The organism is Dorea sp. AGR2135, assembly GCF_000420885.1.
Classification (GTDB): domain Bacteria; phylum Bacillota; class Clostridia; order Lachnospirales; family Lachnospiraceae; genus Dorea; species Dorea formicigenerans.
Window position 1 is genome coordinate 1 of the sequence record NZ_ATVU01000041.1, and the last position, 20,338, is coordinate 20,338.

Sequence of the window (20,338 nt, forward strand, 5' to 3'; positions counted from 1 at the left end):
AAAAGGTGTACTTTTTGAGAATAGTACAAAAAGGAGGGAGGAATAAAGTCTTTTAATCGTTCTCTATAAAATTCAAGAAAGGAGAACAAGCAATGAAAAGAACAAAAAAGGCATTAGCGGTCGTATTATCACTGTCTATGCTGGCTTCTATCACGCCACAGATTGTTCTTGCTAACAGCAATATTCCAGACCGCTATGAGGAAGTAAGCGAGATGCAGGCTATCGTTAAAGATGCCGAAGTCCATGCATATGTTACCAGAAATGGTGGAACGGCAGAACTGACAGACAGCAACGGGGTGGAAACAACCTTTACACAGGGTATCGGTTACAGAGAATATACCGCAACTCCTGCGGACGGCTGGGTATGGAAAGGCTGGACATATGAACAGCTCTATCAAGGAGAAGATTTAGGCAATCGTACTGATTATGGCTGGGGAAAACGATATTCTTTCTCAAACGACGGTTCTGATTGGAACAGTGCATATAATGGCACAGGACAGACTATCTCTGTCAACCGCCTGCTTACTAAAGGCGAAACCGTAGGAAATAAAATCATATATAATATTTATGCGAATTTCAATCCTACAATCAATGCCACTGCTGGCACAGGTGGAACGATTACAGACAATGGCGTTACGGAAGTAAACTATGGCGACAGCAAGCAATATGATATTACCGCTGACGCTGGACAGGATATAGCTTCTGTTTCAGTAGACGGGCAGGACATTTCCAACGCAGTAGGAAAAGACAACTTCTCTTATACTTTTGAAAATGTAAGAGAACCACATACTATCGACGTAACCTTTACAAATGAACTTTATACTGTAACCTATACGGACGGTGTAGAGGGGCAAGAAATTTTTAAGGACGAAGTATATTCTGACTTAAAGATTGGCGACGTTACGCCAAAGTTTAAGGGAAGTTTAGAGCGTAAAGATTATGTATTCACAGGGTGGAACCCAGAAGTAACAAACAAGGTGGCAGGAACTGCCGTATATACAGCTACATGGGCGGACGACAAGAATAACAACGGCACGCCTGACGACAAAGAAGAAAAATTCACTGTTACCTATACAGACGGTGTGGACAATGAAGAAATCTTCAAAGACCAGAGCTATGTCGACCTGTTATCAGGAACTAAAACACCAAAATTTAATGGAGAGCCGAAACGTACAGGTTATGTGTTTACAGGCTGGACACCAGAAGTCACAGAAACAGTAACACAGACCGTAACTTACTCCGCACAATGGGCGGTTGATGAAAATGGAAACGACAAACCAGACAATGATGAAAAATATACTGTTTCTTACCAGTTTATCAATGGAGCGGACGACAAGGAGCTTCCAAAAGAAGTCAATGACATGCTTCCAAAAGCAACGAGTTATGTATATGGTGTGAAAGTTGTTCCAGTAGCATTGAAAGCTGACAGAGTGGAAACAACCGACGGCGTATGGCTGTTTGAGGGCTGGACACCAGAAGAAATCGAAAAGCTGACAGCAGATACTGCCTTTACTGGTACATGGACATTTGCGAAAAATGCAGGAGGTATCAACCATATTCCTGTGATTACAGCCGAAGATAAGACGCTGACCGTTGGAGACAGTTTTGATGTTATGGCAGGTGTAACAGCTTTGGATAAAGAGGACGGCGACCTTACGGATAAGATTGAGGTTATCAACAATACAGTAGATACCTCAAAAGCTGGTACATATACGGTTACTTACAAGGTAACTGATAGCAACGGTGCTTCTGTAACTAAGACCATAACTATTACGGTCAAGGATAAAGATAAAGAAGAACAGCCTACTGCTCCGACAAAGCCAGACAAAGGCGATAACAACGTCAACGATAAGAACAACACTGCTTCAAAGGCAGATAAGCCAGATACGGCAGTCAAGACAGGCGATAGCACGAATGTCTTATTGTGGAGCATGGCAACCATCATTTCCCTTACAGGAGTGATAACGGCACTGATTTTCAAGCGTAGAAGAAGCAGATAAGCATGATTAAGGACAGGGACAAAGGTTTCTGTCCTTTTCTTCTGCTCTGCTTTAGAAACGTGCTTTCAAGGACGCAAACGATAACCGACGGAGCGAGCCGCCCACGGTGGCGGTCGCAAGACATATCGCCACGCCAGCTTGCTGGCGAGGGGGCGGTTCACTTCGGCGGTCTGGCGAGCGTAGCGAGCCTTATAAGCCCCCGTTATCTAACAAGGGGGGCATAAAAAACAAGAAACAATAGACGTTAGCAAGCGGAAAACGCTGTAAGTACAGGACGAAACCTCATTTTACACAGCGTGATATAAATCATGCCATTATCACTTTGAAAAATTAAATAGCATAGGAAAGACAGTTGATTTCAAATAAGAAGTTGATTGTCTTTTTCTTTTGCAGAAATGAAATGCAGGCAATTATCAGTACATGGTAGTTGCCTTTTTGATTGGAGGAATTGAAGAATGAATGATAAAAAATTTATTGAAGAATTAAAGTTTAAGCGTGAGGAATACGGAGTATCGCAAAAAAGACTTGCCGTTGCCTGCGGTATCAGTCGAGAACATTATAACCGCATTGAAACGGGGAAACTTCCATTGACAGAAGAACTGAAAGCGGAAATTCAGAAACAGTTGGAACGATTAAATCCATTAGAGCCTATGTTCATACTGGTTGACTATTTCCGTGTCCGTTTCCCTACCACAGACCCGTTGACCGTTATTAAGGACATTCTGCATATCAAGCCCAGACACATGCTCCATGAAGAATACGGACGCTACGGCTATGAAGAACAGTATATTTTAGGCGATATTACCGTGCTGGTATCTTCCAACCCATCATTGGGTGTTCTGCTGGAACTGAAAGGCAAAGGGTGCAGGCAGATTGAGGGCTATCTTCTGGCACAGCAGAGAAGCTGGTTTGATTTGATGATGGACTGTCTGACTTCTGACGGCGTGATAAAGCGTCTTGACCTTGCGATAAATGACAGAGTTGGAGTGCTGGATATTCCAAAGCTCATAGAAAAGTATCAGCGTGGAGAATGTATCTCCTACTTTCGCAGACAAAAGCGATATGACGGAACGGACAAGAATGGCGATGATATACCCGAAAGCACAGGAAATACAATGTATATCGGCTCAACACAAAGCGAGCTGTATTTCTGCATTTATGAAAAGGCAAAGGAACAATACGTCAAGAAAGGCATTGCCATTGAAGACAGCGAAATCAAGAACCGTTTTGAAATCCGCATGAAGAATGAAAGAGCCTATAAGGCTGTTGTGGATTTGCTGACTTACTATGACGCTGAGAGGACAGCATTTTCTATCATCAATCATTATATCCGTTTCGTTGACCCAGAAGAAGATAAGCCGAAGAACCGCTGGAAAATCAATCCTGAGTGGGCGTATTTTGTAGGAGATAACCGAGAACCCATTCGATTAACCACACAGCCAGAACCGTTCACAATGGAAAGAGCATTGCATTGGCTACAAAGACAGGTAGCACCTACGCTTAAAATGGTGCAGGAACTGGATAAGATGAACCATACAACCATAATGGACGATATGCTGGAGCATACCGAACTGAAAGACAAGCACAGACACTTGCTGGAACTTGAAAAGACAACCATAGAAGAAAGGATAGATACCGCCGTTTCAAAGGAAACTGACGGTATTTTTTAATTTCCATGAAAAATCCGCAACAGAACATCAAAACGTGTACAGATATGGTGTGAAAGAAATTTCAACTTTTTTCAGTTTAGCTTAGCAAATCAGTCTTTGCTGTACTGATATGTGCATATAGGGACAGAAATTTACGAATTAAGTCATAAAAACCTCATCTGCTGTACAGATATGAGATGAAAGAGGAAAAATTTTTGAAAAATGGAAGCAAAACCGCCTATCTGTTCCCTATATGGAGCGAGGGAAGAAAAAATTTTCAAAAAGGTCATTATATATACCTTTGCCGTCCTTATATGGTGCGAAAGAAGAAAAAAGTAAAAAATTTTTCTATTTTGGTTAGCAAAAGACACTTTGCAGGAGAGTGTTGTATGTAAAGAAGAAAAACTTTCTTTAATTTGTATTCAAAAACATTGTTCGTATCGAGTGTTGGTGCAAGAAAGAAGAAATTTATTATATTTCTTGATTTTGTATTCAAACAGACCGTAGCCGTTGAGTGTTGATGTGAAAGGAAGAAAATATTTCATTTTCATCTTAGCATTTAGCACTTTCCATTCCCTATATGGTGTAGAAAGAAAAAGTTTTGAATATTGGTTACACTTTCCCTATTTTTCAACGCGGTATATAGGAAAGATGATTTTCTTCTTTCGTGTTCTTTGACAACTGAATAAAGCAATTCAATACCTTAGACAGACAGCGAGCCGTTGAAACAAATACGCCATGACCTTTCCCCTGCAAAAGTGAGCGATTATTGTTTGTGTTCATGTAAAAGACTTGTCCTCTTTTATCGCCATGACCTGTTCTGTCTGATAATGATACTCCCGTACAGCCACAGCTTGAGCGTTCAGAGTGTCGCACGCAATGGATACGGCTACATTGGATAATGCAGAGGTGGAACTCCTGTGGGCTATGACAAAAGCCGTTGAATTGCTTAAAAAACATTTTACGGAAAGGAGTGAGAATTTATGCACGATTTAAGTATGCCATTATGGGAACGATACCTTATGACAATCGAAGAAGCGTCTAGTTACTTCCGCATTGGCGAAAATAAATTGCGTCAAATTGCCAATGAACATAAACGAGAATGTGTCGTTATGAATGGTAACCGTATGCTTATCAAGAAAAAGAATTTTGAAAAAGTCATAGATAAACTAGAACAAATTTAATGCAAAAGAGCCTTGTGCGTGTTATGATTTGATTAAGTCGTATATACAAGGCTCTTTCATACTTTGAAAGGAGTCTGAAAGATGTCAGCATTAAAAAGACGAGATAACAGAAACAGAATATTACAGAGAGGAGAAAGTCAAAGACCAGACGGAAGATACACTTACAAATATGTAGACGCATTGGGTAAAACAAAATATGTGTATGCTTGGAAATTATTACCGACAGATAGAACACCGAAAGGCAAACGAGATGATTTGTCGTTAAGAGAAAAGGAGCGTATCATACAAAGAGATTTGTATGACGGTATCGACACGCAGGGCGGTAAAATGACACTTTGCCAGTTATATGCTAAAAAGAATGCACAGCGACCAAATGTAACGAAGAATACAGAAGTCGGCAGAAAATACCTTATGAAAGCCTTAGAGGACGATATACTAGGTTCTAGGAGTATTGACACTATTAAACCGTCAGACGCTAGAGAATGGGCAACCCGTATGCAACAGAAAGGTTTTTCCTTTGGAACAATCAAGAACTATAAGCGTTCATTAAAAGCGTCCTTTTGTATGGCGATTGATGATGATTATGTAAGGAAGAACCCTTTTGATTTTTCACTAAGTGAAGTGATTGAAAATGACAGCAAAACGAAAGTCGCATTAAGTGAAGAACAGGAGCAGGCATTACTCGATTTCATAGCACAGGATAACTGTTATCAGAGATATTATGATGATGTACTGATACTGTTAAAAACAGGACTAAGAATATCAGAATTCTGTGGATTGACAAAACATGATTTAGATTTTGAAAATCATTCAATCAATATCAATCATCAGTTACTGAAAAACAAAGACGGTTATTATATCAATGAGCCAAAGACAAAAAGCGGTATTCGTAAAGTGCCAATGAGTGATGAAACAGAAAAGGCCTTTCATAGAGTGTTAAAAAGGAAACTGAAACCTATGATAAAAGAGATTGACGGTTATCGTCACTTTCTGTTTCTGTTAGAGAATGGTTGTCCTGCACATAACGCAACCTATAAAACTTTATTGATACGAATGATAAAGAAGTACAACAAGACACATGATGTTCCATTGCCACATATTACACCACATACACTAAGACATACATTTTGTACGAGATTAGCACAAAAGAATATGAACCCAAAGAATTTACAGTATATCATGGGACATTCCAACATATCAATAACGCTTAACTTATACGCTCATGCGTCAGAAGTAGGAGCAAACAAAGAAATGAGAAGTATGATAGCGTGATTTACAACGAAATGTACAACGATTGAGAGTGAAGATATGCGTAGTGTAGACCCAGTTCTGCGGTAGGTTGAAGAAATGAAAAAAGCCGACAAACCTTATAAAATAAGGATATATCGGCAATTCGAGAAGTTATAAGAAGATATAGAAAAAGTTGATACTATTTTTACTAAAAAATGGTACATATATGATATTTGTAATAGAATTAGACACAATACTTTTCTGTAAATTGAGAATGAAAAAAAAGAAAGATAAAATATATACAACAGTAGAGTTTGGCTAAGTATCACTGCATGGAAGAATGCAGCGTCTCAATGTGAGAAAGGAGAAAATGCCATGAGTAAAAGGTTACAAATTGATTACATTCGTGTCAAAAAGGTTCAATTTGGAAAGAAAACAGAACTGTCAGAAGGTGTATTGACAGTCAACAAAGAAGAGCTTATAAATCAGGCAAAAAGTGAATTGTTCGGAAGTCTGGATATTAAGCTGGCTGTACCAGGAGAAAGCTGCAGAATCCTGGGAATTCATGACGTAATGCAGCCGCGTTGTAAAGCAGATGCACCAGAAACATCTTATCCTGGAATCTGGGGAAAACTTGCACCTATGGGAGAAGGCCGTACCGTTGCATTAAAAGGAGTGGTTGTATCGGATATTTATTATGCAAAATGCAACATCAAATATTATTTGGATATGGGAGGAGAATGTGCAAAATACTCTAACTTTTCCAGACATTACCATATTATTTTAGATGCGACTCCGGCAGAAGGGGTCAGTGATGCAAGTTATGCAGAGGCTTTAAAATATGCATCGTTAAGCATTAACGTTTATCTGGCAAAACTGGCAATTGCTGTGAAACCGGATGAATCAGAGGTTTATGAACTGGGACCGGTAGGTCTTGGAGCGGATGGTAAACCACTTCCGAAGGTAGCATATCTGGTTACGCATATGGCTTCTCATGATACTTGGAATTTCCTTGTATATGGGCAGAGCGCGTTAGGATTTCTCCCAACAATTCTTCAACCAACAGAAGTGCTCGATGGAGCTATGGTATGGAGATATTGGGAGCCGAACTATTATCTTCAAAATGAAGTCTATATCAAAGAATTGATGAAACGTCATGGAAAAGACATTGAGTTCGTCGGTTTTGTTATGGACAACAATGTTATGAAAATTGATGGAAAAGATGCAATGAGTATGATGGCAGCTACCTTGTGTAAAGAAACTTTAAAAGCAGATTGCGTTATTGTAAATAAATCAGGTATGGGACATTGCCAGCTGGACAGTGCACTTGCATTTAACTGGGCAGAAAAAATGGGAATGACATGTGTTATGAATTTGTCTGCTGTATCTAATGATAAACCTGGTGATATGCTTGTCATATCAGATCCAAAGATTGATGCCGTTATAAACAGTGGACGAAATTACGACCTTCATCATCCGAGAGTAGAACGGGTGATTGGAGAAGGGGCCAATGTGCCTAGTTTGATGGGAATAGATGTGAGAGGGCCGTTTACACATACTACGAATTTTGCTTATCAGGGAATTTGGTCACAACTGGGTGACTGTTATGTAACTACAGATTCAGATTTGCCGGAAGTACCGGAAAAGGAGGCGTAGATCATGACAGAAAAAATCAGAGTCGTACATTATATTAATCAGTTTTATGGTGGATATGGCGGAGAAGACACTGCTAGTATTGGGATTGTTATAAAAGAAGAACCGGTAGGACCAGGACTTGCTCTTGCCAAAAATCTAGGAGAAAATTATGAAATTGTAGCTACATTTATTTGTGGAGATAATTATATAGCAGAGAATACAGACGAAGTGTGCAGGCAGTTGATAGACACTGTGAAAAAATATAAAGGACAGCTTTTTGTGGCAGGGCCTGGATTTAATGCAGGAAGATATGGAATCGGTTGTGGTGCTGCGACTTCTGCGGTGACAAGAACATTGAAAATCCCAGCAGTTACTGCATTGTATGCGGAAAATCCTGGTACAGATCTCTACAAGGATCAGTGCTATATTCTTCAGACAGAAAACAATGCTGCAAAGATGCGACAGGTTGTAAAACAGGTTGCAGTTTTTGCTAAACGCCTTGTAGAAGGTGATTTTATTGGAGATGGTAAGAAGGAAGGATATCATGGATCAGGTCCGGAAATTGAAATCGACTATACAATTCCGGCACCAAAGAGAGCGTTAGCTATGTTGCTTAAAAAGTATCATCACGAGAACTTCTATACAGAAGTCATCATGCCGAACCATGAAGATATACCACTTCCGGTTCTGGATAAGCCATTAGATGAGATAAAAATAGCAGTAGTCACTGACGGAGGGCTTGTGCCAAAGGGAAATCCGGATAACCAGGTTCCGACAAATTCAAAATATTATAAGATATATGACACTCATGGAGTGGATACACTGAATGCAAAAGATTATGAGGTCAGTCATCAGGGATACAATAATGCATTTGTACTGGCTGATCCGAACCGTCTTGTTCCGGTGGATGCACTTATGAAGTTGAAGAAAGAAGGTAAAATCGGAGAGGTATATCAGAAGTTTTATTCTACAGCAGGAGTTATGACTCCGATGGAAATGGGAAAGAAATTTGGAGAAGGAATTGCAAAAGACATGAAAGAAAATGGAGTGGATGCTGCAATTCTGACATCTACTTGAGGTACCAGCTCTCGCTGCGGTGCAGTGATGACAAAAGAAATTGAAAGAGCTGGAATCCCAATTATCCATGTAACAAATCTTACCAAAATTTCTGAGGGAATCGGTGCTCATCGAATTTTACGAGGAAATAGTGTGCTTCATGTATTTGGTAATCCGTCACTTCCACATGAGCAAGAAGTTGAATATAGAAAAGAAATGGTGGAAGAAGCATTGGAAATGTTAACAGAAAAGCCAGAAGAAGGACAACATGCTTTAATTTGTGAATAAAGGGGAGTCGGATATGTTACAGCAATATGGTGGAATTCAAGCATATGTGTTGCGGATTAGAAGGGATTTGCACAAGATTCCAGAAATAGGGCTGGAACTTCCTGAGACAGAAAAATTTATAAAAAAGGAATTAGATGCGTTGAACATACCATATGTCTGTTCAGAAAGAGGCAGTGGAATTATGGCAACCATAGAGGGTGCATATCCCGGAAAAACAATTGCGTTTCGCACAGACATGGATGCTTTGCAGTTGGAAGAGGAATTAGATATTGATTATAAATCTCTATATCCGGGATATATGCATGCCTGTGGGCATGATGCGCATATGGCAATTATGCTTGGGACAGCAAGAATGCTTCTTACGTGGAAAGATTCTATGCATGGAGTGGTAAGATTAATTTTTCAGCCTGGTGAAGAAACAGCCAGAGGAGCAGAAATTGCTATTGAGGATGGATATGTTAAAAATGTCGACGCGATTTTTGGACTGCATATAGGTACTTTATTTGGAAAAGAAATTCCTTGTGGAAAGTTTATCATATCTTCAGGCTGCTGTATGGCCTCTTATGATCATTTTATTATTAAAATAAAGGGAGAATCTTGTCATGGATCAAATCCGGAAAAGGGGATTGACCCGGTTCAGATAGCTTCGCATCTTGTATTAGCACTACAGGCTATTCAGACAAGAGAACTTATGGGAACAATTGCCAGTGTGATTTCAATTGGTAAGATTATAGGTGGCAATCAGTATAATGTTATACCGGATTCAGTGATACTGGAAGGAACAACTCGTGCGGTGGATGAAAGTGTACGGCAATATCTGGCAAAAAGAATTGAAGAGATTGCAAATATGACAGCTATGACTTTTGGCGGTGAATGCGAATTCCAAATTATATGGGGAGCACCACCGGTCGTAAATGACAGACATATGGCAGATTTGGCAGCAGATGCCATAGAAGGGACTCTCGGAATTCAATATGTGGAGCGGCATATGGAGTCACCATGTATGGCAGGTGAAGATTTTGCAAATTATTTAAATATAGTTCCGGGGGCTTTTTTATATCTGAGTTCTTCTAATACAGAAAAAGGAACAGACTATCCACATCATTCTTCACGCTTCAATATAGATGAAGATGTATTGTGGGAAGGGGTTGCTGGATTTAATTCAATAGCAAAACAGATACTTCAAAATTATAAAAGAGGAAATATATAGTGGAATTATATACAGAAAAAGAAGTGTATCGTCCATTTTGGGAAAAGGACAGCGCATTATTAGAAACAGAGCTAGGATGTAGTTGGCATAAATGCGCATTTTGTGATTTTACAAAGGATGATTTTTATATATTTCCTCTTGAAGAAATAGAGAAAAAAGCAAAAATGCTCGTACCATATGCAAAAGCAAAAAGACGTATTTTTTTGCTGGGAGAAAATCCATTTGTAATGGATACGGGGAAAATATTGGCAATTACTGGATATGTAGAGCGTTATATGCCATGGATTCATGAAATCAGTATGTATGCAAGGGTTGATGATGTTTTAAGAAAGGATGAGAGAGAGCTTCTTGTACTACGAAAAAAAGGAATTTGTCATTTGCATATTGGAATAGAGTCTGGAAATGCAAAAGTGTTGAAACAAATGAATAAAGGGGTAACACCAGAACAGGGTATAGAAGCTTGCGAACGATTACACAGGGCAGGAATTACATATTCAGTTACGGTAATTCCGGGACTTGGTGGTAAAAAAATGTCAGAAGAACATGCGGAAGATACTGCAAAATTTTTGAATGTCATACAACCTGAAAGAATATGGATGATTGGATTAAAAATCTGGAACGATACAGATTTGTATAAGCAATATAATCAAGGTCTGTTTGTACCTTTAGATTTACGAAGCCGTATGATGGAAGCAAAAAAAATACTGGAGAATCTGAAAATGTCAGACTGCATATTTGCGGATACAACTGTATTGAATAAATATACAGTCATAGGTAAACTGCCGTATGATAAAGAAAAAATGATAAACTGGATGAATGAATTAGCAAAAGGAACTGAAAACTAACTCGGAAGCTGACTGGCAAGAAAGTAAGTTCCGTAGCTGTGTGATTTTCATATTTTTTGTATCCGCATATTTGTACTTTGAGGTGCAAGGAGAGATGTTTGGAAGTGCAAGATTTTTATTTGCAATCATGATTTTTGTTTCATTATATGGGATGGCAAAATATAAAAAGAATATAGAAGGGATTGTTTCAAGAAATACTTTGGAGCATTGGATTGTGGGGGCTCATTCAGGAGTTTTGCATATCCGATAAAAGGTAGTAAAGATTTTGGGAACAGAAAAGCTATAAAGGCAGCACCACAATGAAGGTGCTGCCTTTTCCTGTATTGCTTTCCACGGTGACTGTACCGCGATGCAGCTCTATGATTTTCTTTACAAGTGCAAGTCCCAGACCATTGCCTTCCGACTGGTGTGAAGTATCGCCCTGATAGAACTTGGTAAAGATTAGATCAGAGGTTGCCTGATCCATGCCGGGACCGTGATCCTGAACTTTGACGATGCAGGTTCCATCTTTTGTGTGAAGAGAGACAGATAATTTTCCAAACTCTGGGGAAAACTTAATTCCATTGTCCAGAAGATTGATCCATACCTGTTTTAGCAGTGCTTCATCAGCGAGGATGTCCAACTCTTCCAGATTAAGATCCAGCTTCAGATGTTTTTGGGACCACTTATATTCCAATAACAGAATTGCTTCCCGGATCTGTTCGCTTAAGGAAAATGTTGTCTGTCCGGAAAGGGAAGAGAGACTTTCAATTCTGGAAAGGTCAAGTATGGTCGTGGAAAGTTCTGATAAGCGCCTGGACTCTTCTATAATAATGTCCAGATATTCTTCGCGTTGATCTTTTGTGAGTTGGTCGGATTTTAATAATTTCGCGAATCCAAGAACGGAGACAATCGGGGTCTTGAATTCGTGAGAGAAGTTGTTGATAAAATCTGAGCGTAACATTTCTGTACAGGACAATTCTTCGGTCATGTGATTAAAGCAATCAGATACTTCTCGGAATTCTGCTGGGTGTTCCAAGTGGATTTTAACATCATAATTTCCTGTGGATACTTGATGAATAGCCTCGACCAATGTATGGAGAGGTTTGAGCGGCAGGTGGCTGATCAGAAGTGTGATCAAGGTGCCAATGATAATACTGATAATCCCGGTCTGGATCAGAAGCGGAATCTGTGAGGACGGTGGTCCGGCATTGATGAAGCCATGATGGATGAGCAGGATCATAACTCCGTTTCCGAGAAATGTGGATAATAACAGTAGGACAAAGATTAAACCGGTTGTAAGAAGGTTCATTTTTGCTCGAAAATTTAGTTTTAATTTGCCTGCATTTGTATGTGTAAAGTATTTCATCATTATTTTAATCTCCATATATTTCATTTACATGAGTGCCTCTTGCACCTGTGCTTTATATCCAAGCCCCCGAATTGTTGTGATGGAAAAATCATGACAATTCTGGAACCGGTTCCGGAGACGGTTGATGTGTACGCTGACAGTCGCATCGCCGGAATCAGAATCTGGGCCCCAGATATCGTCCATAAGCTGCATGCGGGTGAATATCTGGTTTGGGTAAGAAAGCAGCTTATATAATAGAAGGAACTCTTTCTGAGGAAGCAGCTGGGTATCCTTATCTGTAGTGACGGTCAGGGCATCATAATTTAGTATAGTATGTCCAATGCGAAGCTGGTGTTCCGCAGTGATTTTTGCCCGTCGCAGAAGCGCTTTGATTCTAAGAAGAAGGACATCCTCATCAGCCGGTTTCGTCATATAATCGTCAGCGCCGGCAAGAAATCCTGTTTTAATGTCATCCGGAAGCTGCTTTGCAGTATGCATCAAGATAGGGATATCATTTTTACAATCGCGCAGAAGCTTTGTGAATGTAAACCCGTCTGTTCCGGGGAGCATAATATCAAGAATGATGAGTGCAATATTGTTTGTCTCCATAATATGTAGTGCCTCATTGGCTGTTTCCGTGCAGATTGGAGTGTACCCGGCGGCCAGAAGAATTGCTTTTAAATAGCGTCGTATATTTTTGTCATCATCAATAATCAAAATTTGTAGCATAGAAAAGCCTCCAATTCAACTGATATAAATTTTTCAGTGATGTTATCCACTCTTTCATTCTATGAGAGAGTTTAGCACAAAAATTCATTTAAAAATCTATTTTCACAAACTTTTCACTTTTGGACATGCAAAAGTTTAATTTGAGTTTAGATTCATTTTCTTTAATAAGACTTGGAAGAAAATGTAGGAGGTTTGTGATGATTTCAGTAAAACATTTAACAAAATGTTACGGTGAATTTACCGCAGTAGACGATTTGTCCTTTGAGATTGATGAGGGTCATGTCTATGGTTTTCTGGGACCTAATGGTGCCGGAAAGTCTACAACTATGAATATCATTACCGGCTGTCTGTCAGCGACATCCGGTCAGGTCACGATTGATGGTCATGATATTTTTGAAGAGCCGAAAGAAGCTAAGAGAGCAATCGGCTATTTGCCGGAGATTCCACCGCTTTATACGAATGAGACACCAGAGGAATATCTTAAGTTTGTTGCAGAAGCGAAAGGATTAAAAGGAAAAGAAATGGATTGTCAGATCGAGGGTGTCATTTCCCAAACGAGAATCCAGAATGTGAGAAAACGTCTGATTTCCAAGTTGTCGAAGGGGTACAGACAGAGAGTTGGGATTGCCCAGGCACTTCTTGGAAATCCGAAAGTTATTATTTTAGATGAGCCTACCGTAGGATTGGATCCGATTCAGATTATTGAGATCCGTGATCTGATCAAGCAGTTGGGAAAAAATCATACAGTTATTTTAAGTTCCCATATTTTATCAGAGGTGCAGGCAATCTGTGAAAAAGTGTTGATTATTTCTGGTGGGAAATTAATTGCATTTGATGAACCGGAACATTTAGAGAAGTCGCTGGCAGGTTCTAACGAAATCTTGTTTACAACAGAGGCAACGCGGGAAGAAGTAGAGGAAGTGAAGTCTTTACTTGGTGAAATTACAGAGGTGTCTTACCGTGAGACGCAAGACGGCCTTTTAAGTGTGACAATGAAGACAGATTCTGATGATATCCGTGGAATCAGCCGTAAGCTTTCTATGGAATTTGCAAAGAGAGAAAAAGCGCTTTACGAGCTGACCTCCAAGAAAGCAAATTTGGAAGATATCTTCCTGGAGCTGACAGAAGCTGCTGACCCGGCAGATGTTCCTGAAAAAGATAGTGAACAGGTGAAAGCAGATCTTCAGAATATGGAAATCAGTGGTCTGGAAGAAATTGGTGGTCTTGAGAAAGACGAGACTGATGAGGAAGAATACAGGAATAAAAAGAAACAGGAAGAGGAGGAGAAAACAGAGTGAAAGCAGTATTAAAACATGAGCTGTCCGGTTATTTTCATTCATTGACGGCATATGTATTTGGAACATTTCTTCTTGTATTCGTAGGAATCGGATCTATGCTCTACAATATCCAGCAGGCAGTTGCGAACTTTGAATATGTGCTTGGATTTATCAGCCTTATATTTGTCGGATTAGTGCCGATCCTGACTATGAGAGTTCTGGCAGAAGAGCGAAAACAGAGAACAGACCAACTTCTTTATTCGCTGCCGATTACAACGACAGATATTATCCTTGGAAAATATCTTGCGCTTTTAGTTGTATTTTTAATTCCACTAGTAATTGTTGCTTTTTATCCATTAATCTTTGCAAAGTTTGGAGATGTCTATCTTTTGACATCGTATGGAAGCTTGATCGCATTTTTTATTATGGGTGCAGCACTTATTGCGATAGGAATGTTTATTTCTTCGTTGACAGAGAATCTTGGAATGGCAGCAGGTATCTGTGTGGCAGTTGTATTGTTCAATTATTACAGTGTCAGTTTGGCAGATTACATTTCCAGCAGTGTGATAGGTTCCATTATCGCACTTGTTGTATTGATTTTGATTGTCGGCCTGATTATTAAGATCCTGACGAAAAATGATGCGGTTGCGGCAGGTGTTGGTGCAGTTTTATTGATTGCAGTTGCTGTGATTTATTTTGCAAAGAAAAGTGTGTTCGAAGGACTGCTTCCGAATATTATGAAGACGTTGTCCTTGTTTGAACGGTTTTATACATTTGTAAATGGAGTGTTTGATATGACAGCTATTGTATTTTATCTGTCTGTCATTGTATTCTTCTTGTTCCTCTGTGTTCAGTCACTTGAGAAAAGGAGGTACAACTAATGAAGAACAAAACAGCTTTAAAAGGCGGTACTTATTCTATTGTATTGACAACAATTGTGCTTGCAATTCTGGTCGTGGTAAATATATTTGCCCAGGCGCTGCCGTCTTCTGCAACCCAGTCTGATATCAGTTCCACGAAACTTTATTCTATCACAAGCAACACAAAAGTTGTTGTAAATGCGTTGAAAGAAGATGTGACGATTTACTGGGTCGTACAGAATGGTAAAGAAGACGATGTCATTGAAAAGCTTTTGGACAAATATGATACATTATCTGATCATATCAAAATAAAAAAGAAGAATCCGGATATTTATCCGACATTTACCCAGAAATATACAAGTGATGAGGTTGCCAACAACAGTCTGATCGTAGAGTGTGGGGATCGCAATCGTTATATCGCATATAGTGACATCTACGTAACCAGTGGAAGCGCATATTCAGGCTACAGCAGAACGACTTCATTTGACGGAGAAGGAGCAATCACTTCTGCGATTGATTATGTAGTGAACAGCGAACAGCCAAAGATGTATATATTGAATGGACACGGCGAAGCAGAACTTTCCACAACATTTAGTAATCAGCTTACAAAAGAAAATATTGAGACTGAGAAATTTTCACTTCTGACAACCAATGAAGTTCCGGACGATGCAGATTTTGTGTTAATAAATGCGCCGTCCAGTGATATTTCCGAGGAAGAAAAAAATATGCTGGAAGATTATTTTAACAACGGAGGTAAGCTGCTTGTTATGGCAGGACCGGTGGAGAGTGGAGACCTTCCGAACCTTTATAGCCTTTTATCGGATTATGGTGTGAAATCTGATAACGGAGTTGTTGTTGATACAGACCATGATCACTATGCTTTCCAGGCACCGTATATCCTGATGCCGACCATTGAGAGCAGCGACATTACAGATCCGCTTCTGGATGAGAGTTATTATGCAATCGTACCGATCGCAAGAGGACTGGAGGTTGGAAATACGGATAAAGATGTAAATGTAACATCGCTTCTCACAACATCAGACGAGGCATATTCAAAGACGGCAGGATACAATCTGACAACTTATGATAAAGAAGACGGGGATACAGATGGACCATTTTCGTTAGGAGTAGATATTACACAGGATGAAAATGATGGACAGATGATCTGGTATGCATCTTCTTATCTGGTCGATGATACTTACAACAGTTATTCTTCCGGAGCAAACCTGGATCTGGTCATGAATTCTATATCCTCACTGGTAGGGCAGCGTGACGCAGTTTCAATCAGAAGCAAATCCTTACAGTACAATTACCTGACGATCAGTGATTCTACTTCATCAATTCTGAAGCTTGTCATGATTGGAGTATTCCCGATTGTTTATCTGGCTGTTGGTATTGCGATTGTTGTGAAGAGGAGACGGGCAAATGAAGCGAACTAAAAAATTATATATCCTGCTTGGAGTTTTAGTGGTGATATGTATTGCCACATTTGCTCTGAGCAAGACAGAAGAAAAGAAAGAAAATATTAAAAACAGTGACAAAACGGTTTTGGAAGTGGACAGTGATTCTGTGAATAAAATCTCCTGGAAGAGCAGTTTGGGAAGCCTTGCCTTTGAAAAAAAGGATGGTACATGGACTTACACCGATGATGCAAACTTCCCGGTAGATCAGGATAAGATTGCCGAGAGATTAAAACTATTCAAAGAATTTGGAGTGGCATTTGAGATTGAAGATGTGGACGATTATGGACAGTACGGTCTGGATGATCCAGAATGTACAATCACATTGGAGACGGACGATGAGACTTATGAAATCTCACTGGGTGATTATAGTACCATGGATTCTCAGCGTTATGTTTCAATCGGAGATGGAAATGTGTACCTTGTGAAAAATGATCCGATGGATAGTTTTAATGTGACGATTGACGCACTTGTGAAAAATGATGAGATTCCAAACTTTAATCAGGTGGAGAAGATTTCAGAAATTAAAGTTTCCGGGTCTACTTCTTTGGATGCAAAATACAAAGAAAATGATGGTCTTTCTGACAATGAAGACGACATTTATTTTGTGAACAAAGATAAAGAAGAACAGCCGCTGGATACGAATCTTGTGAAGACCTATCTGAACAATGTAAATGCGCTGAATCTTGGAACGTATGTGACTTATAATGCAACAGATGAAGAACTTGTAAAATATGGACTTGATGAACCACAGTATAATCTGGAGGTAAAATATACACCGAAGTCCGAGGATTCTTCTGAGGATTCCGGTGACAGTAAAGATTCAGAAGCAGGCAGCAGTGAGAAAACATTTATACTTCATGTCAGTGCAAAACAGGACGACAAAGCCTATGTCAGAATCGGAGATTCCAAGATTATCTACGAGATTACAGAAGACGAATATAAGAATGTGACAGATGGTTCTTATGATTCGCTGAGACATAAATCAGTTGTAACAGCGGATCTTTCCGATGTGGACAGGGTAAAAGTGACGCTGGAAGATAAAGATTACACCATTGATCTGTCTGAGAAGAAGGGCGATGTTGTCAGTACTTATGACGGAGAAGAAATTGAAGGAACAGACTTTACAGATGCACTTAAAGCGCTGAAAGCAAGTGACTTTACAAGTGAAGAACCTTCTGAGAAAGAAGAAATCAGCTTTACGTTACATTATAAAGATGACAAATATCCGGAAAAAGAAGTTAAAATATATCGATATGATGGAACGAATTGTCTTGTGACAATTGACGGAAAATCCATATCACTAGTAAAACGAGATCTGGTCGTAGATTTGACGGAAGCAGTGAATGCAATTGTGTTGAAGTAAATGTCGTATCCCTTGAATCTGCGCGTAGAACATAAATGTACAGGACCCTGGTGGAAGTAATCTTGCCAGGGTCCTGTACATTTATGTAATCCCGCCGGAAGTTCGACTTGAATTGTACTCGTATGTTAGAAGTGTATGTTAAAATTCTGTGATAAGAGAGGCTTTGCCCTAGACAAGAAAAAATATATGTGCTATTCTAGTCCCTATTGAAAAAGGAGACGGTCATTTGGATATTTATCAGATATTAGTTACACATAACAGAGAATGGACGGCAAGAGAGTTCCTGTTTTTTGTTATTGTGTTTATAGTCGTAGCATTTTGCCTGCGGCAGTTGGTAAAAAGAGACAAAATGAAAGGCTTTCAGGCATATGCATGTCTCGCAGCTCTTACATTTCTTGCGATTGTATATGCATCGACAGTATTTACAAGAAATCCACAGACAGATTATCATTATAACCTTGATTTATTCTGGTCCTGGAGGGCAGTATTTCGTGGCAGCAGAGAGATGTTGAAAGAAGATATTTTAAATATTGTGTTGTTACTTCCGCTTGGTGGATTACTTCCATTTGTCTTTGACAAGAAGATCCGCTGGTGGCAGGGATTGTTATGTGGAATAGTGGTTTCGCTCGGAATCGAGATATTGCAACTTGTTCTAAAAAGAGGGCTGTTTGAGTTCGATGATATTATGAATAACAGTATAGGCTGCATGCTGGGGTGCATGTTTGGAAATCTAGTGGCTTATCTGTTAGCGGGAAAACCAATATGGCATAGAGACAGATAGAAAAGAGTTTGAGAGGTTCATGAAAAAAGTTTTATTTGCAATTAATACATTAAATAATGGCGGGGCGGAAAAGGTGCTGCTTACATTGTTGCGGTATCTGGATCCGGAAAAGTATGAGATACATTTGCTGGTCGTGTTTGGAGAAGGGATTTACTTTGAACAGATTCCTCAATATGTGAGAGTGACGCATATTTTCCCATGTAAAAGTAAAGAAGCAACAAAAGAAATACGAGAGCATGCAGCTAAGCTATATGAACAATATGTAAAAGAATCTTACGATGTTATGGCTGCGTTCCTGGAAGGACCGTCCACGAAGATTCTATCTTACTGCAATGATCCAATGTGTCGGAAATATGCGTGGATGCATACGAACTTAAAAAAACGTCATCGCACGGCGGTATTTTACAAAAGCTTTGAAGAAGAAATATATGCATACAGTCAGTACGATAAGATTGTATTCGTGTCAGAGGCAATTCGCGTCGCATTTGGAGAAATGTTCGGTATAGAATTAGTTCAAAATGCAGCGGTCTGTTATAATCCTTTAGAAGCAAAGACAATCCGCAGAATGGCAAAAGCCTATAAAGTGGCACATGACAAATTTACAATTTGTGCAGTGGGACGTGTGATTCCGGAAAAAGGATTTCTTCGTCTGACCAGTATCTGTGAGCATATGGTAGAAGATGGCAGAGACTTTACTCTTAATATAGTAGGAGATGGAAAAGAATATGACCGTCTAAAAGAAATGGTCGAGTCTCATCATTTGGAAAAATGGGAGCATTTGATTGGATTTCAAGAGAACCCATATCCATATATAAAAAATGCAGACTTATTTGTCTGTTCTTCCTTGAATGAAGGATATAACCTTGCAATCAGTGAGGCGGTTATACTTGGTGTGCCGGTTATATCTACAGATTGTAGCGGAATCAAGGAAAATCTCGGTAACGGAAAATGGGGATATATTGTAGAAAATAGAAAAGAAACATTGTATCATGCAATTTCCAGATGCTTTGATGAACCAGGATTCTTAGAAGAATTAAAGAAAAAATCTGAGGCAGGTAGTATACAGGATACGTATGAAGGAAGATTAAAGAAGATAGAGAGTATAATAGAGGGTGTAGTAAACTGATAAAAGTGCTATGTCCCAACTAACGGGCAAAGGTGCCCTTTTTTTGATCACCTCTTCTGATTTGTGAAAAAAAGAGGTTTTAGATTCAGATGGGAAAATAAATTGTATAAATTGTGCAAATAAAATAAATGATAAAAACAATATTGACAATTCTGGGCAGGCATGATATATTATACAAGCTGTCGCGTGAGACAAGACTGGAAAGTGCTTAAGAGCTCATGGGAACGCAAAAAAATAAATGAAATTTCCTGTTGACAAATGTCGATAGAAATGATATTCTAGATAAGCTGTTTCGAACGACAGAGATGATCG

17 protein-coding genes are annotated in these 20,338 nt (G+C 39.3%); 15 read left to right on the plus strand and 2 right to left on the minus strand.

Translation table 11 applies throughout. The features are described 5' to 3' along the window. Positions 1 to 92: 92 nt before the first annotated feature. From G593_RS20580 to G593_RS20390, 9 genes are all read left to right on the plus strand, one after another. Positions 93 to 2,000: an SHIRT domain-containing protein gene (locus G593_RS20580; RefSeq protein WP_081646583.1), complete on the plus strand. Its 1,908-nt coding sequence runs from the start codon at positions 93 to 95 to the stop codon at positions 1,998 to 2,000. Positions 2,001 to 2,455: 455 nt separating this feature from the next. Next, positions 2,456 to 3,670 (plus strand): XRE family transcriptional regulator, encoded by a 1,215-nt coding sequence (locus G593_RS0116570; RefSeq protein ID WP_029732386.1) that lies wholly within the window; start codon positions 2,456 to 2,458, stop codon positions 3,668 to 3,670. A 962-nt stretch (positions 3,671 to 4,632) separates the two neighbouring features. Beyond that, on the plus strand, positions 4,633 to 4,833 hold the full coding sequence (locus G593_RS0116580) for an excisionase (protein WP_029732388.1): 201 nt from the start codon (positions 4,633 to 4,635) through the stop codon (positions 4,831 to 4,833). An 81-nt stretch (positions 4,834 to 4,914) separates the two neighbouring features. Then, entirely contained in the window at positions 4,915 to 6,105 is a 1,191-nt protein-coding gene (locus G593_RS0116585) for a site-specific integrase (protein ID WP_029732389.1), read from the plus strand. Between the two features lie 333 nt (positions 6,106 to 6,438). Beyond that, complete coding sequence (locus tag G593_RS0116590; protein ID WP_005342616.1) at positions 6,439 to 7,719, plus strand: glycine/sarcosine/betaine reductase component B subunit; 1,281 nt, start codon at positions 6,439 to 6,441, stop codon at positions 7,717 to 7,719. Between the two features lie 3 nt (positions 7,720 to 7,722). Continuing rightward, complete coding sequence (locus G593_RS0116595) at positions 7,723 to 9,042, plus strand: glycine/betaine/sarcosine/D-proline family reductase selenoprotein B (RefSeq protein ID WP_242827125.1); 1,320 nt, start codon at positions 7,723 to 7,725, stop codon at positions 9,040 to 9,042. Positions 9,043 to 9,055: 13 nt separating this feature from the next. Beyond that, positions 9,056 to 10,252: a M20 metallopeptidase family protein gene (locus G593_RS0116605; RefSeq protein WP_029732416.1), complete on the plus strand. Its 1,197-nt coding sequence runs from the start codon at positions 9,056 to 9,058 to the stop codon at positions 10,250 to 10,252. Continuing rightward, positions 10,252 to 11,097 (plus strand): radical SAM protein, encoded by an 846-nt coding sequence (locus tag G593_RS0116610; RefSeq protein WP_022278344.1) that lies wholly within the window; start codon positions 10,252 to 10,254, stop codon positions 11,095 to 11,097. The genes G593_RS0116605 and G593_RS0116610 overlap by 1 nt, the downstream gene beginning before the upstream one ends. Before the next feature lie 94 nt (positions 11,098 to 11,191). Continuing rightward, positions 11,192 to 11,347: a hypothetical protein gene (locus G593_RS20390; RefSeq protein WP_155961861.1), complete on the plus strand. Its 156-nt coding sequence runs from the start codon at positions 11,192 to 11,194 to the stop codon at positions 11,345 to 11,347. Between the two features lie 30 nt (positions 11,348 to 11,377). Here the strand turns inward: G593_RS20390 and G593_RS0116620 are convergent, their stop codons facing one another. Both G593_RS0116620 and G593_RS0116625 read right to left on the minus strand, forming a co-directional pair. Then, positions 11,378 to 12,448, minus strand: coding sequence for a HAMP domain-containing sensor histidine kinase (locus tag G593_RS0116620; RefSeq protein ID WP_029732417.1), 1,071 nt, complete (start codon positions 12,446 to 12,448; stop codon positions 11,378 to 11,380). Positions 12,449 to 12,472: 24 nt separating this feature from the next. Continuing rightward, a complete protein-coding gene (locus G593_RS0116625) occupies positions 12,473 to 13,156 on the minus strand; it encodes a response regulator transcription factor (protein WP_029732418.1) in 684 nt (227 codons plus the stop codon). Between the two features lie 197 nt (positions 13,157 to 13,353). On the opposite strand from G593_RS0116625, the gene G593_RS0116630 reads away from it, so the two are divergent. From G593_RS0116630 to G593_RS0116655, 6 genes are all read left to right on the plus strand, one after another. Next, the gene (locus G593_RS0116630; protein ID WP_005342603.1) at positions 13,354 to 14,454 is read left to right on the plus strand and encodes an ABC transporter ATP-binding protein; all 1,101 of its coding nucleotides are present in this window, start codon (positions 13,354 to 13,356) and stop codon (positions 14,452 to 14,454) included. Next, complete coding sequence (locus G593_RS0116635; RefSeq protein WP_005342602.1) at positions 14,451 to 15,314, plus strand: ABC transporter permease; 864 nt, start codon at positions 14,451 to 14,453, stop codon at positions 15,312 to 15,314. Before G593_RS0116630 ends, G593_RS0116635 begins: the two co-directional genes overlap by 4 nt. After that, positions 15,314 to 16,732, plus strand: a complete 1,419-nt coding sequence (locus tag G593_RS0116640) for a GldG family protein (protein ID WP_029732419.1) — start codon at positions 15,314 to 15,316, stop codon at positions 16,730 to 16,732. Before G593_RS0116635 ends, G593_RS0116640 begins: the two co-directional genes overlap by 1 nt. Then, positions 16,719 to 18,119 carry a DUF4340 domain-containing protein gene (locus tag G593_RS0116645; RefSeq protein ID WP_022278348.1) on the plus strand — a complete coding sequence of 467 codons (1,401 nt, stop codon included), beginning with the start codon at positions 16,719 to 16,721 and terminating at the stop codon, positions 18,117 to 18,119. Before G593_RS0116640 ends, G593_RS0116645 begins: the two co-directional genes overlap by 14 nt. Before the next feature lie 226 nt (positions 18,120 to 18,345). Further along, positions 18,346 to 18,900 (plus strand): VanZ family protein, encoded by a 555-nt coding sequence (locus G593_RS0116650; RefSeq protein ID WP_029732420.1) that lies wholly within the window; start codon positions 18,346 to 18,348, stop codon positions 18,898 to 18,900. Between the two features lie 19 nt (positions 18,901 to 18,919). Continuing rightward, on the plus strand, positions 18,920 to 20,026 hold the full coding sequence (locus G593_RS0116655) for a glycosyltransferase (protein WP_005342594.1): 1,107 nt from the start codon (positions 18,920 to 18,922) through the stop codon (positions 20,024 to 20,026). Positions 20,027 to 20,338 lie beyond the last annotated feature (312 nt).